Raw genomic sequence first — 13,150 nt, forward strand, 5'->3', positions numbered from 1 at the left:
TCCATAATAGCTACTAGAGGAAGCGTAAATCTGAGCATTTAGTGATAAGGACTGAGCGAATTTTGCTCAGTTTTTTTTAATTCACTTCACTAGACCTAACTGTTTCAGCCCATTGAAGATACCAGAATTCTGTACGGATGTGGTTTGGTGTTTTGCAAATGGTAGAAGATTAGGATCACCGTTCTCCATAATAAAACCCTCTCCTACAGCTTGTAGCATTTCTTTATCATTCATACCATCTCCAAATGCGATAGCCTGTTCTTTTTTTATTTGTAGATGCTTTAGGACTCCCTTAACTGCTTCTCCTTTATTCACTTGTTTGCGAATGATATCATAACAGTTTTCGACTCCCTCTACATTTACCTTAGATAAATGAATACCTTCTTCCATTGCCTCATACAATTTTATTTGGTCTGGACTGACGTTCATAATTGAAGCGCCAAGTATCTGATCAAGTACATGATCTGATAGCCTTTCGTTTTGCTTTAACTGAAAAACTTCTGCAAAATCTTTCGTAATTGAATTAAATAAAGTTGTAAAATAGTTTTTTTCACTTGTATAGCAAACGAGTTCATGATGATGCTTGCTTGCAAGTAACAGAAAACTTTCTAATGTATGCTGTTTCATAGGTTCATTGACAAGTGGCTTATCTTGATATGCGGCATAGGCACCATTATAGCCAATGTATGCATCAATTCCCAGGTCATGAGCTAAGTCGTTTACTTCGTGAAGGGGCCTTCCTGTACAAAGGAAAACAAGTATTCCTTGCTGTTGTACTTGGACGATTGCCTCTTTTGTAGAAGGTGAGTATGTATGGTCTGGTTTTAATATAGTACCGTCGATATCGAGGAATAGAATTTTATAGTTCATGGACTTCTCCTTTGTTTGCATATTCAACCTTATGCTACCTATTATTCAAATACGAAAGCCATTTGTCAATTCCGTTGAAAGTGGGAAGGTTATCTAATAGTATTATCTATTAAAATTTAAAAAATCTGTTTATTGATATTAGAAAAAAGAAGTGAGTTTTTTAATCCCACCTCTTATGTTTCATTCGTAATAATGGTATCTATACGATATTCGTTTAACTTGTTTAAAAATGGTGACTCGATTGGCTGATCTGTAATTAATCGATCAATCTGTTCAAATTTGGCAAATACCGCACTGGAAGATTTACCGATTTTGGAGGAGTCAACTAAAGCAATTACTTTTGAGGCTCGTTTCACAATCTCCTTTTTAATTTGCACTTCATATAAGTTAAAATCCTCTAAACCATTTTCGAAGGAAAATCCATTTGCAGATGTAAACATAATATCAATATTTACGTAATCCAGAATATCAATTCCTAATGTGCCTTCAATTGAAGTTGATTTTTTAGTTACGACACCACCAATTAATATTACAGTAATATCTGGATTATCCTTTAATTCAATTGCTGTTTGCAGTCCACTCGTAACAACGGTTAAGCGTAGTGATGCCGAATTTAATAAGCGAGCCAACTCTAATGCCGTGGAACTTGCATCGAGTAAGATACATTGTTTTTCTTCAATGAGTTCAATTGCTTTTTTAGAAATTTGGATTTTTTCTTCTTTATTCTTCTTTTGTCTTACGTTGAAGCTATTATCGTTTTCTTTATCTTCATTAAGCACTGCCCCACCATGAGTTCTTGTTAAAAGCCCCTCATGCTCCATTTTATTTAGATCAGCTCGCAATGTAGCTTCGGATACCCCAATCTGGGAAGCGATTTCTTTAACAGTAATCCGCTTTCTCTCATGAAGAAGATCAATAATCTTACTCCTTCGTTCACTAGCAAACATTTTCATGAAGTTTCACCCTTATATATATTCTATCCTTAATCTTATTTCATTTATCGGTAATTATCAATATCTAACCATATATATTTTCGTTTTATGTTAATTAATGAAAAATACTTATTTAAATAAGTAAAATTGAAAAAAATCAAAAATAATATTGACAATACGAAAATGAATGATAATATATAAATAGAAATTGAAAACGATTTCAAAAAAATCGTGATTCATTTCTACGAAAATAATGCTTTACGGATACGAATTGAAAGGGAGATGGGAGTATGGAAAAGGCATTAGAAAAAAATGTTAGTAAACAACAAGAAATTCCTGAACATATGAAAGCGATTGTAGCATATAGCCCGAAAAATTATAAACTTGAGGAAAAGGTTAAATCACCGAAGTTAGAAAATGAAAAGGAAATAATCATTAAAGTAGAAGCATGTGGTATTTGTGCTGGTGATATTAAGGCTTATGAAGGTGCTCCGAGTTTCTGGGGAGATGAAACACAGCCCGCCTATATAAAAGCTCCAATGATTCCAGGTCATGAGTTTATTGGTCGCATCGTGCAAAAGGGGGAAGCAGTTACTGATTTTGAAGTTGGTGATCGAGTGATTTCCGAACAAATTGTTCCTTGTTGGGAATGCCGCTTTTGTAACCGCGGTCAGTATTGGATGTGTGAAAAGCATGATTTATATGGTTTCCAAAATAATGTAAACGGTGGCATGGCTGAATATATGAAGTTTACAAAAGAAGCTATTAATTACAAAGTACCTGAAGATTTGCCGATTGAAGATGCTATCTTAATTGAACCGTATGCTTGTAGTCTTCACGCTGTACAACGCGCTCAAGTGCAATTAGGTGATATTGTTGTACTTTCTGGTGCAGGAACTTTGGGGTTAGGAATGGTTGGTGCAATTAAAAAAGCTGGACCCAAAAAATTAGTCGTATTGGATATGAAAGAAGACCGTTTGAAATTAGCGAAGCAGTTTGGTGCAGATATTGTTTTGAATCCAAGTAAAACAGATGTTGTAAAGGAAATTAAAGATATGACCGATGGATATGGCTGTGATATTTATATTGAAGCAACAGGTCATCCGAAATCAGTGGAACAAGGTCTGCATGCTATTCGAAAACTTGGGCGATTTGTGGAATTTAGTGTGTTTGGCGAGCCGGTTTCCGTGGATTGGAGCATTATAAGTGATCGGAAAGAGCTTGATTTATTAGGTTCTCACCTCGGCCCATACTGTTACCCTTTAGTGATAGAAGGTATTTCCAACGGAGACTTTCCAACAGCGGGGGTTGTTACACATCAACTACCACTAGAAGACTTTGAAAAGGGCTTTGAATTAATGAAAAAAGGCGATAAGTCGTTAAAAATTATTTTACAGCCATAACGATGTCTAATACAAGGGGGAGAATCATGCCAAATTTAAATCAAAATCAAACATTTTTAGACAGAATAGGTATTCCAGCAAATTTAGCCTGGGGGTACTTTGGTGTATTGATTTTTATGATGGGAGATGGTCTAGAGTTAGCCTGGATTAGCCCATTTCTTGTAGATGAAGGGTTATCCGTTCAGCAAGCAGCATTTCTTACAACATCTTATGGGGTAACAATTGCTATTGCAGCTTGGTTATCCGGGGTCTTAGTGGAAGCATTTGGTCCTAGAAAAACGATGACCACTGGTCTGGTTCTATATTTAATTGGGCATATCCTATTTGTCGGCCTAGCCATACCGAACCTTCATTATGAATTGATGATTCCAACATATGCGTTACGTGGGTTTGGTTACCCATTATTTGCCTATGCATTTCTTGTTTGGATAACGTATCGTACACCACAATGTCAACTAGGAACTGCCGTAGGTTGGTTTTGGTTTGTGTTTACCGGCGGCCTAAGTGTACTAGGGGCGTACTATTCAAGCTGGGCAATTAAAGCAATTGGACATATACCGACGATGTGGAGTGCGGTTTTATGGGTATGTGTTGGAGCATTTTTCGCAATAATTGTTAATCGGGATAAATTTAAATTAGAGGCGAAAAATAGTGCGGATAATAAATTAAAAGAATTAGTAAATGGAATAACGATTTTAAAAAGGGAGCCAAAGGTTGCTATAGCTGGTATTGTTCGTATTATCAACCAAGCATCTCAATATGCTTTTCCGTTATTCTTACCTATTTATCTAGCAGATCAAGGCATCCAAACTACCGTTTGGCTAAATATTTGGGGAACCATCTTCATTTCCAATATAGCATTTAACTTAATCTTTGGCTATGTGGGAGACAAATTTGGTTGGAGAAATACTGTCATGTGGTTTGGGGCAGTTGGTTGTGGGGTCTTTACCCTGATGATGTTTTATGTCCCACAGGTTTTTACAGGGAATATTTTCTTAATTGGATTAATTGGTATGCTATGGGGAGCTTGTTTAGCTGGATTTGTACCACTTTCTGCTTTAACACCTTCATTAGTTGGAGATGGTGACAAAGGAGCCGCCATGTCTATTCTAAATTTAGGGGCTGGCTTATGCGTTTTTGTAGGACCTGCACTTGTTGCATTATTCTATGATTTAATAGGCACGCAAGGTCTAATGTGGTTATTAGCTGGATTATATTTTGCTGGAGCAATTATGACTATGTTCTTAAAATTACCTGAGCAAGAGGTTGAAATAGAAGAAAAAGATAGAGCACGCTCCGTTGTTTAATAGCATGTGAATACGTATGAATAGTCCACAGAAGCATGGGCTATTCATAAGCTAATGCAACGGTTTATTATGATAGAATGAAAAGTGGGAAGTTTCTAATTTTTTGAGGTTACTATTAAATGAGAGGTGTGCATCAATGAAAAAGCTAATAAATAATCCAACCAATGTAGTAGAGGAAATGATTGAAGGATATATGAAAGCGCATTCTGATTACATAAGGCAATTACCAGAAAACAACCGTTCATTAGTTACTGCTAGACAAACAAGGGATAATAAAGTAGGTATTCTAATCGGTGGTGGTTCAGGGCACGAGCCCGGTTTTATGGGATATGTAGGTGATGGAATGGCTGATGGTGTAGCTGTAGGAAATATATTCGCTTCTCCGTCACCAGATCCTATTCTAGAAGTAACAAAAGCTATTGATAAAGGAGCAGGAGTAGTATACTTATACGGAAATTATGCTGGAGATGTTATGAATTTTGGAATGGCAGCGGAAATGGCTGATTTAGAGGAAGATATTCAAGTAGGATCAGCGCTCGCAACAGATGATGTTGCATCTGCACCAAAAGAAGAAATGGAGAAGCGTCGTGGTATAGCGGGAGAATTCTTTATTTATAAAGCAGCTGGAGCAGCAGCAGATTTTGGGTATAATTTAGAAAATGTAGTACGTGTTGCTGAAAAAGCGAATTCTAACACCCGTTCGATGGGAGTTGGTTTATCACCATGCTCCTTACCTCAAACGGGGAAACCTAGTTTTGAACTAAGAGAGAATGAGATGGAAATTGGTTTGGGACATCATGGAGAACCTGGAATTGAAAAGGGTCCACTTGAAACTGCAGACCATGTTGCAGATCGACTTGTTAAGGACATATTACAAGATATTCAGATTAACAAAGGGGAGCAGGTGGCAGTATTAATTAATGGTTTAGGTTCAACTCCAAGAATGGAACTATATATTGTTTATCGTAGAGTAGAGCAATTATTAAAAGAGCAGGGTATAGGGATTTACCGTTCTTATGTAGGTGATTACATTACTTCACTTGAGATGGGTGGTTGCTCTGTAACAATTATGAAGTTAGATGCTGAATTAAAGAAAACAATGGACCATCCAGTAAATTGCCCGATGTTTGTACAAAAATAATTCTATGTCCTAAATGGGGGGATCAAAAATGGAGATAACAGCTAGAGATTTTAAGGATTATTTTATATTGATTGTAAATATGATTGAAGAGCAAAAAGATTACCTTTGTGAACTTGACCGAAGGATTGGTGATGGAGATCACGGAGTTACGATGTCTATTGGCTGGCAAGCTGTACATGAAAGGCTGTTAAATGAGCTCGCTGAAGAAGAAGACAGTGCAAAAATTAGTCTAATTGTTGGAAAGACATTTTTAAATGCAGTCGGTTCTTCTGTCGGTCCTTTATATGCAACAGGTTTTATGAGAGGTGCTAAAACAATTAAAAATAAATTGACGGTTCATACTGATGATCTGGTAGCATATTGGCTTGCTTTCGCTAAAGGAATTAAGGAACGGGGAAGGTCTGAAGTTGGAGACAAAACAATGGTTGATACACTTGAACCATTTGCGACGATGTTGGAGACGAAATATAAGGAATCGAACGACTTTATTGCAGCATATAGTGAGGCAATTGCTGCGGCAAAAGAAGGTATGGAATCTACGAAGGATTTAGTATCGAGAAAGGGGCGTTCTAGTAGATTAGGAGAAAGATCGGTAGGTGCTCTAGATCCAGGAGCTACTTCTGCCTATTTCATACTTGCTACGTTTTTAGACTTTGTGGAAGCGAAAAAAGTAAAAGCAAGTTAAGGGTAATAAAAAAAGAGTAAAGGATCGAAAAAAATAGGATCAGATACTTTTCTCTGATTCTATTTTTTTGTAATTATTATCGCGCATTTTATTGGAAGTAAGATCCCCATTTTATTTTAAAAACAATACAATAAATAAAAACGAAAATAAATATTGAAAAATAATAAAATATGAAATAAAATGAAAAGAAATGAACAGAAATATGGGGGCTTTGTAACATGAAAATTGGGATTGGCAGTGATCATAATGGATATGCATTTAAAGAATCTATAAAAGAATTTTTGAAGGATACAGAACATGAAATGATTGATTATGGATGTCATTCCTGTAATGCTGTTGACTATCCAGATGTAGCCTTTGAAGTTTCGCAGGCGATTCGAGCAGGAGAATTAAATAGGGGAATATTAATTTGTGGAACAGGCATTGGTGTATGTATAGCTGCAAATAAATATCCGGGAATTCGTGCTGCCCTTGCTCACGATACGTACTCTGCAGAACGTGCCCAGTTAAGTAATAATGCACAAATTATAACAATGGGTGCACAAATTATTGGCATTGAAATTGGAAAAAAGGTGGTTGAGGCCTTTTTAAATGTTTCTTGGGCAAATGGTTCAAAACGAAAAGTAGATAAAATTATTGAAAACGAAAAGAAATTTTTAAATCAAAGTTGTGAAGAAGTAGCTGCAGGTAATCATTGCAGCTAAACTAGGGGGAGTATCTAATGCAAGCATTGTTATTAGATTTTTTGAAGGTTACTGAAGCAGCTGCGATTGCATCAAAGCCTTGGGTTGGGAGTGGAGATAAAATTGCAGCTGATGAAGCAGCAACATCCGCTATGAGAGAGGAACTGAATCGACTAAAGATGAGTGGGACTGTTGTAATTGGTGAAGGGGAAATAGATGAGGCCCCCATGTTGTACATTGGTGAAAAGGTAGGTATTGGAACAGGTCCTGCTGTTGATATTGCAGTGGATCCTATTGAAGGAACAACACCAATCGTCAATGGACAAAGAAATGCCATTACAGTGATCGCCGCAGCTGAAAGGGGCTCGTTACTTCATGCACCAGATATGTACATGAAAAAGCTAGCTGTCGGCTCAAAAGCAAAAGGGAAAATTGATATTGAAGCCCCGTTAGAAGATAATTTACACACGTTGGCAAAGGCGTTAGATAAACCGATGGATCAATTAAATATTCTTATTCAAGATCGACCAAGACACAGAGAATATATTAATCGTATTCGGAATTGTGGTGCAAACGTACTTTTATTCAATGATGGAGATGTTATTTATGCGACTGCGACTTGTATGGAAGAATTAGATATTGATATGTTTCTGGGGATTGGTGGAGCACCAGAAGGGGTGTTGGGAGCTGTTGCAGCACGATGTCTTGGTGGAGAGATGCAGGCAAAGCTAATGCCCAGGAATAGCGAGGAAATACAACGATGTTTACAAATGGGAATAGTAAACCCGGAACAAGCATTAACTCATCAACAATTAGTAAATACGGATAATTGCATTTTCGCTGCTACGGGAATTACCGCAAATTTATTTCTAAACGGAATAAAGACGGTCAATGGGAATTATATTACACATTCTATTTTAGTGAACGGAAAAGATAAGCAATTACGATATGTTGAAAGTACGTATCCCATTTTAACGACTGCATAAACATAGTGTTGATAATTTTTGTGGTATTAACAATCAGCGGGGATAACAAACCCCCCGCTGATTGAAGTTTCACTTATAAAGCTTGATCATCTATAGAAGACAACCAATCCTTTATGGTTTCTACAACAGATTCTACCGTCCCTTCACTAAAAGGTGAAGAGAGATTCGCTGATTTTACCAGTTGTAAGAAAGGTATAGAACCTCCAAGCTTGCATAGTTTGATGTAATCTTTCCATGCTGATTCATGATCTTCACGTGATCGTTTCCAAAATTGGAAGGCGCAGATTTGAGCTAACGTATAATCAATATAGTAGAAAGGGCTATCATATATATGTCCTTGGCGCTGCCAAAAACCACCAGATTCAAGATAATCATTGCCGTCATAATCACGATGTGGTAGGTAAATCGCTTCGAGATTCCTCCAAGCTTGTTTTCGCTCTGCAGGTGACCATTGTGGATTTTCGTATACGAGATGCTGGAATTCATCCACTGCTACACCGTATGGTAAAAATAGCAGACCTTCAGTTAAGTGAGCATATTTATATTTTTCAGTATCCTCTCCGAAGAAATACTTCATCCATGGCCATGTGAAAAATTCCATGCTCATTGAATGGATTTCCGCAGCCTCTGATGTTGGAAATAAATATTCAGGAATTCTAAAATGACTACTTGCGTATGCTTGAAAGGCATGACCAGCTTCATGTGTAAGAACATCTATATCTCCTGACGTTCCATTGAAATTAGCAAAAATAAATGGAGCTTGATAATCTTCTATTATCGTGCAGTAGCCTCCAGCTTCTTTTCCCTTTTTTGCTTCCAAATCCATTAAATGTCGATCCAACATAAATTGAAAGAATTCGTTAGTCTCAGGAGAAAGCTCTTTATACATTTTTTTACCATTCTCAATAATCCACTCCGGATTGCCCTTTGGTGTTGCATTTCCGCTTTGAAAACGGAAATTTTCATCGTAAAATTTTAATGTATCCACACCAATACGTTTTCCCTGCTGGTTATATAGCTCCGAAGCTAAAGGAACAATGACATCTTTTACTTGCTTACGGAAATTATGGACCATCTCAGCATCGTAATCGATGCGCTGCATCCGTAGATAGCCTACCTCCACAAAATTTTTATACCCCAGTGTTGTCGCTATTTCATGTCTGATTTTTACTAATTGATCATATATCTCATCAAATTGCTCGCGGTGTGTGTTAAAAAATTCTGCACTAGCTAAGCTTGCTTCTTTTCGAACATTGCGATCTTTATCCTGAGCAAATGGTCCAAGTTGTGCAAGTGTATAAGTTTCTCCTTGAAACTCGACTTCAGCGGATGCTACTAGTTTTGCGTATGCGGAAGTCAATCTATTTTCTTTTTGAAGCAATGGAATAATTTCTTGTGAAAATGCTTTTAATTCGCATTCTGCAATGTGAAAAAGTTGAGCCCCCCATTGTTTTTCTAATTCATCTCGGTATGGAGAAGCTACTAATTCTTTATAAAAATCAAAGGTAAGGCCTCTTATTTCTGGCTCTGCCTCGTCAAAGAAATCCCTCTCATTTTGATAGTATTCAACATTTGTATCAATAGAAGCTCGAATATAGACCAAATTGAACATAGTTGATAATCGATTTCGAAAATCGTTAATTGCTGTTAAGGATTGATTTGCCTGGTCGAGTGATTGAGCTTGTGTAAAAGCAGTTACTAACTTTTTGAATGTTAGCTTTACTTGAGGTAAATTAGGGCGTTCATATGTATAATTTTCAAATGTTGTTTGCATGATTATCCTCCTTATCTTTCCTAATATATATTATTCAACATAAATGCCAAAATGTCCTTTTAAGTATTGTAAAAGACTATTAAAGCTAGTCAAAATATCTATGTACCTCCTATAATAAAGCGAGTAGACAATAATTATGAAACTAACTGTAAAATAAAACAGAGAAAACTGGAAAAATCTATCTTGTGTAGTATAATAGTCATATGCTGATTTTACTGAAAATTTAAATTCTTATCATTATATTATTGAGTAAGGTGATGGTTGATGGCAAGCGAGAGAATATTAATTGTTGACGACGATTTAGACATGCTAGAGGTCTTGGGATTATATTTGACGAAAAATGGATTCTCGGTTCATTTAGCAGAAGATGGTTACCAAGCAATCGAATGTGTGGATAAAATAAATCCTGATTTAATATTATTAGATGTCATGATGCCTTATTTAGATGGATATGAATTTTGTCAAATGATCCGAAAAAAATCAGAAATTCCTATATTATTCCTTAGTTCGAAGGAAGAGGATGTAGACAAGATCCTTGGTCTTGGAGTTGGTGGAGATGATTTTATCCCAAAGAGTACAAGTATGCCAGTTATTGTAGCGAAGGTTAAAGCACATTAACGACGTCATCGAGTATTATCGACCAAAGTTGAAGGAGAAACTACCTATGCAACGGCTAAGCAAATTATCTATCCTGGAATTTTGATAAAACCCGAAAGTATTGAAGTGATAGCGCACGGAAAACAGGTGAAATTATCTGCAAAAGAATTTCAACTACTGTATTTGATGGCAAGTAATCCCAATCGCGTTTATAGTGTGGAGCAGTTATTTGAATTGATTTGGGGAGTGAACAGTCTTGGGGATCATCGAACAGTTATGGTCCATATAAGTAATATTCGGAAGAAAATAGAGCATAATCCAGAAGACCCCCAATATATACAAACGATCCGAGGTATAGGATATAGGTTTACTAGTGAGCAGCGTAATTAGTAGTCTTTTTCTTTTATACATTTAATGAAGAAACGTACTTCGTTTGTAGTAAACCCATAGAATTTAGCTAAGGAAATTAATTGAATCCATTCTTCATCGTATTGACATTGATTCTGAGTAATCTCCTGTTTTTTCATTCTAACTCCCCCTTTATTTATAAGATTAAATAATCATGTATAAAGGGAGTTTAAAATTAATTAAATTTTCATTTAAATATAGTTAAAGAGTCAAATGTGTTCGTTAACGTACTTCCGAAAGAAGTCTCCATTTACGAGAAAGTTTACGTTGTTCTTTTGCTAATTTATTAAGTATTTGTCGATAAAACTTACCAAAGCTTGTTCGAGTTGCGGAAATATCCAACCAATGCCTATAGAAATTAGAACATACGCTTGTTCGTGTGGGTTAAATCTCGATAGAGATTATAATTCAGCTCTCCATATCAAAAAAGAAGGCATTCGCTTATTAGCAAGTGCCTAATGAAAATATAAACTCTTGGAACAAGAGGGTTAGCTTGGTCCATTTCGTCAGCTACCAAAAGTGGCGATTACCCAAGAAGCCCCCACTTCAAGCAACCCGTAAGGGTGGTAAGTGGTGGGAGTAGTTCACGAAGCAATTCTTGAAAATAGGGAGAGATGTTTTCATGATAACATTACCAGGGTACCGAATAGTAGATACGGTGATTGAAGCAGATACTTGGGATTTATATAAGGCATTCTCCATGCAAGATAAAGCGATAGTCTGTATAAAAAAAGACACTAAAAGTACAAATTACGCTCAACGCAAGGCGGAGGTGCTTCATGATTTTTATATGGCAAAGCAGTTAACGAGTAATTATGTTCTTAAACCCTTGCAACGAAAGAATCATGGTGGCGATATATATATAGTGATGGAGCCGTTTTCTGGTAGAACGCTAATGGATTGGTATGAAAATAGTAAACCAACTGTCAAAGATTTAATAGCTATTGCCTTAAGAATAGCACATGCACTTGGTACAATACATCAAGAGCGCGTTATACATAAATCTATTCATCCTCAAAATATTTTAATAGCTTCACAAGGGAATGGCATTAAGATAACAGGGTTTTATCAATCAACAACACTTTCGTCTGAGCTTCCACATCCAAATGTAAGTCCTTATCAAATAAAAGATCATATTGCATATATGTCCCCGGAACAAACAGGTAAAATGAACAGGTCGTTGGATTATCGTACAGATCTATACGCTCTTGGAGTCGTTTTATATGAGATGCTTACTGGAGATTTGCCATTTCAAACAGATCATCCCGCAGAAATGATTCATGCTCACCTCACAAAATTACCAATTGACCCAAGTAGTATTACTACAAAAATACCAGTAATGCTATCAACGATCATTATGAAACTTTTAGAAAAAATGCCTGAAACTCGGTACCAAAGCGCTTTTGGTTTAAAAGAGGACTTAGCGATTTGTTTAAATCAGACCGGTACCATCGTTCCTTTCATACTTCAACAAAAAGATAAAGCTAGCGTTTATGAAAGACCAAGCGAATTGTTTGGCAGAGAAGAAGCTAGTAAGCAGCTGTTAGAAGGTTTTTACCGTATTAAAGAGGGAGGCACAGAATTTCTTCTAGTACCAGGACCTTCAGGTATTGGCAAGACAGTGTTGATAAATGAGTTACATAAACCACTTGTTAAGGAAAAGGGATATTTTATTTCCGGGAAATTTATGCACCTAAATAAGGAGATACCATATGCGCCAATTATTCATGCATTCCAGATATTATTACGGCAAATTCTATCAGAAGGAGAAGCAAGTACTGCGAAGTGGAGAAGTCGCTTAATAGAAGAATTAGATACGTATACAGCTGTCATTGTCAATTTTATCCCTGAGATAAAATGGTTGATTGGCTCACAAGCAGAACAAAGTGATCTTCCTCCTGAAGGAATTCATAATCGCTTCAGACAAGCAATTAGGAGGTTTATTGGTGTTTTCGCTAAAGGAGATCATCCACTTGTTTTATTTTTAGATGATTTACAATGGGCGGATAGTGCTACACTTGATTTGATTCATTATCTCTTAATCAATCCTAATAATCAGCATTTACTTATTATAGGCGCATATCGTGATAATGAAATATTTGTCGGGCACCCATTTGAAGCAATGCTAGAAAGGCTAAAACAAGAAAAAGTACAGATTACAAAAATTCCAATTCACCCTCTAACGAAAAAGCATATAAAGGAGTGGGGCTGGGACAAAACCCAGTAAAATTAAAAGTGGTACTCGCCAATAATTTGGTGAGTACCACTTTTTTTGAGATTTATGTACGCAAAAGGGATACCTTCTGATAAAGTTAAAGTAACTACACAAAAACTTAGAAAAGAGGTATCCTTTATGTTTAAACA

13 protein-coding genes and 1 pseudogene are annotated in these 13,150 nt (G+C 36.4%); 10 read left to right on the forward strand and 4 right to left on the reverse strand.

Annotation, left to right across the window (positions count from 1 at the left end; translation table 11 throughout):
• Window positions 1-81: 81 nt before the first annotated feature.
• Window positions 82-870 (reverse strand): HAD family hydrolase, encoded by a 789-nt coding sequence (locus ABDZ84_RS02515; protein WP_026682979.1) that lies wholly within the window; start codon window positions 868-870, stop codon window positions 82-84.
• 173 nt (window positions 871-1,043) lie between these two features.
• Window positions 1,044-1,823 carry a DeoR/GlpR family DNA-binding transcription regulator gene (locus ABDZ84_RS02520; protein WP_121605738.1) on the reverse strand — a complete coding sequence of 260 codons (780 nt, stop codon included), beginning with the start codon at window positions 1,821-1,823 and terminating at the stop codon, window positions 1,044-1,046.
• 269 nt (window positions 1,824-2,092) lie between these two features.
• Here ABDZ84_RS02520 and ABDZ84_RS02525 point away from each other — a divergent pair, with 269 nt between their 5' ends.
• The 6 genes from ABDZ84_RS02525 (at window position 2,093) to glpX (ending at window position 8,007) form a co-directional block, all read left to right on the forward strand.
• Window positions 2,093-3,205 carry an MDR/zinc-dependent alcohol dehydrogenase-like family protein gene (locus ABDZ84_RS02525; protein WP_026682980.1) on the forward strand — a complete coding sequence of 371 codons (1,113 nt, stop codon included), beginning with the start codon at window positions 2,093-2,095 and terminating at the stop codon, window positions 3,203-3,205.
• Window positions 3,206-3,231: 26 nt separating this feature from the next.
• A complete protein-coding gene (locus ABDZ84_RS02530) occupies window positions 3,232-4,512 on the forward strand; it encodes an MFS transporter (RefSeq protein ID WP_026682981.1) in 1,281 nt (426 codons plus the stop codon).
• A 136-nt stretch (window positions 4,513-4,648) separates the two neighbouring features.
• Window positions 4,649-5,653, forward strand: coding sequence for a dihydroxyacetone kinase subunit DhaK (locus tag ABDZ84_RS02535; protein WP_026682982.1), 1,005 nt, complete (start codon window positions 4,649-4,651; stop codon window positions 5,651-5,653).
• A gap of 28 nt (window positions 5,654-5,681) precedes the next feature.
• Window positions 5,682-6,338: a dihydroxyacetone kinase subunit DhaL gene (gene dhaL / locus ABDZ84_RS02540; RefSeq protein WP_343779872.1), complete on the forward strand. Its 657-nt coding sequence runs from the start codon at window positions 5,682-5,684 to the stop codon at window positions 6,336-6,338.
• Window positions 6,339-6,556: 218 nt separating this feature from the next.
• Window positions 6,557-7,042 (forward strand): ribose 5-phosphate isomerase B, encoded by a 486-nt coding sequence (gene rpiB, locus ABDZ84_RS02545; protein WP_026682984.1) that lies wholly within the window; start codon window positions 6,557-6,559, stop codon window positions 7,040-7,042.
• Window positions 7,043-7,059: 17 nt separating this feature from the next.
• Complete coding sequence (glpX, locus tag ABDZ84_RS02550; RefSeq protein ID WP_121605735.1) at window positions 7,060-8,007, forward strand: class II fructose-bisphosphatase; 948 nt, start codon at window positions 7,060-7,062, stop codon at window positions 8,005-8,007.
• A gap of 73 nt (window positions 8,008-8,080) precedes the next feature.
• Here glpX and ABDZ84_RS02555 read toward each other — a convergent pair whose 3' ends face one another.
• Window positions 8,081-9,781, reverse strand: coding sequence for a M3 family oligoendopeptidase (locus tag ABDZ84_RS02555; protein WP_166530903.1), 1,701 nt, complete (start codon window positions 9,779-9,781; stop codon window positions 8,081-8,083).
• A gap of 264 nt (window positions 9,782-10,045) precedes the next feature.
• On the opposite strand from ABDZ84_RS02555, the gene ABDZ84_RS02560 reads away from it, so the two are divergent.
• Both ABDZ84_RS02560 and ABDZ84_RS02565 read left to right on the forward strand, forming a co-directional pair.
• The gene (locus ABDZ84_RS02560; RefSeq protein WP_343779877.1) at window positions 10,046-10,399 is read left to right on the forward strand and encodes a response regulator transcription factor; all 354 of its coding nucleotides are present in this window, start codon (window positions 10,046-10,048) and stop codon (window positions 10,397-10,399) included.
• A 105-nt stretch (window positions 10,400-10,504) separates the two neighbouring features.
• Window positions 10,505-10,768 (forward strand): winged helix-turn-helix domain-containing protein, encoded by a 264-nt coding sequence (locus ABDZ84_RS02565; RefSeq protein ID WP_343779881.1) that lies wholly within the window; start codon window positions 10,505-10,507, stop codon window positions 10,766-10,768.
• Here ABDZ84_RS02565 and ABDZ84_RS02570 read toward each other — a convergent pair.
• Complete coding sequence (locus tag ABDZ84_RS02570; protein ID WP_161629299.1) at window positions 10,765-10,905, reverse strand: hypothetical protein; 141 nt, start codon at window positions 10,903-10,905, stop codon at window positions 10,765-10,767. The genes ABDZ84_RS02565 and ABDZ84_RS02570 overlap by 4 nt on opposite strands.
• A 190-nt stretch (window positions 10,906-11,095) precedes the next feature.
• Between ABDZ84_RS02570 and ABDZ84_RS02575 the strand changes: the two are divergent.
• Together ABDZ84_RS02575 and ABDZ84_RS02580 are read left to right on the forward strand one after the other, a co-directional pair.
• Window positions 11,096-11,245: pseudogene (locus tag ABDZ84_RS02575) on the forward strand (zinc ribbon domain-containing protein); the annotation flags it as partial.
• 163 nt (window positions 11,246-11,408) lie between these two features.
• Window positions 11,409-13,013, forward strand: coding sequence for an AAA family ATPase (locus ABDZ84_RS02580; protein ID WP_343779885.1), 1,605 nt, complete (start codon window positions 11,409-11,411; stop codon window positions 13,011-13,013).
• Window positions 13,014-13,150: the final 137 nt, after the last annotated feature.

The organism is Virgibacillus salarius (genome assembly GCF_039521925.1).
GTDB lineage: Bacteria > Bacillota > Bacilli > Bacillales > Amphibacillaceae > Virgibacillus > Virgibacillus salarius.

Excerpts from the sequence above, each read along its gene's own strand:
- ABDZ84_RS02515 (WP_026682979.1), bottom strand. The coding sequence starts at position 870 with ATGAACTATAAAATTCTATTCCTCGATATCGACGGTACTATATTAAAA.
- ABDZ84_RS02520 (WP_121605738.1), bottom strand. The coding sequence starts at position 1,823 with ATGAAAATGTTTGCTAGTGAACGAAGGAGTAAGATTATTGATCTTCTT.
- ABDZ84_RS02525 (WP_026682980.1), top strand. The coding sequence starts at position 2,093 with ATGGAAAAGGCATTAGAAAAAAATGTTAGTAAACAACAAGAAATTCCT.
- ABDZ84_RS02530 (WP_026682981.1), top strand. The coding sequence starts at position 3,232 with ATGCCAAATTTAAATCAAAATCAAACATTTTTAGACAGAATAGGTATT.
- ABDZ84_RS02535 (WP_026682982.1), top strand. The coding sequence starts at position 4,649 with ATGAAAAAGCTAATAAATAATCCAACCAATGTAGTAGAGGAAATGATT.
- dhaL (WP_343779872.1), top strand. The coding sequence starts at position 5,682 with ATGGAGATAACAGCTAGAGATTTTAAGGATTATTTTATATTGATTGTA.
- rpiB (WP_026682984.1), top strand. The coding sequence starts at position 6,557 with ATGAAAATTGGGATTGGCAGTGATCATAATGGATATGCATTTAAAGAA.
- glpX (WP_121605735.1), top strand. The coding sequence starts at position 7,060 with ATGCAAGCATTGTTATTAGATTTTTTGAAGGTTACTGAAGCAGCTGCG.
- ABDZ84_RS02555 (WP_166530903.1), bottom strand. The coding sequence starts at position 9,781 with ATGCAAACAACATTTGAAAATTATACATATGAACGCCCTAATTTACCT.
- ABDZ84_RS02560 (WP_343779877.1), top strand. The coding sequence starts at position 10,046 with ATGGCAAGCGAGAGAATATTAATTGTTGACGACGATTTAGACATGCTA.
- ABDZ84_RS02570 (WP_161629299.1), bottom strand. The coding sequence starts at position 10,905 with ATGAAAAAACAGGAGATTACTCAGAATCAATGTCAATACGATGAAGAA.
- ABDZ84_RS02580 (WP_343779885.1), top strand. The coding sequence starts at position 11,409 with ATGATAACATTACCAGGGTACCGAATAGTAGATACGGTGATTGAAGCA.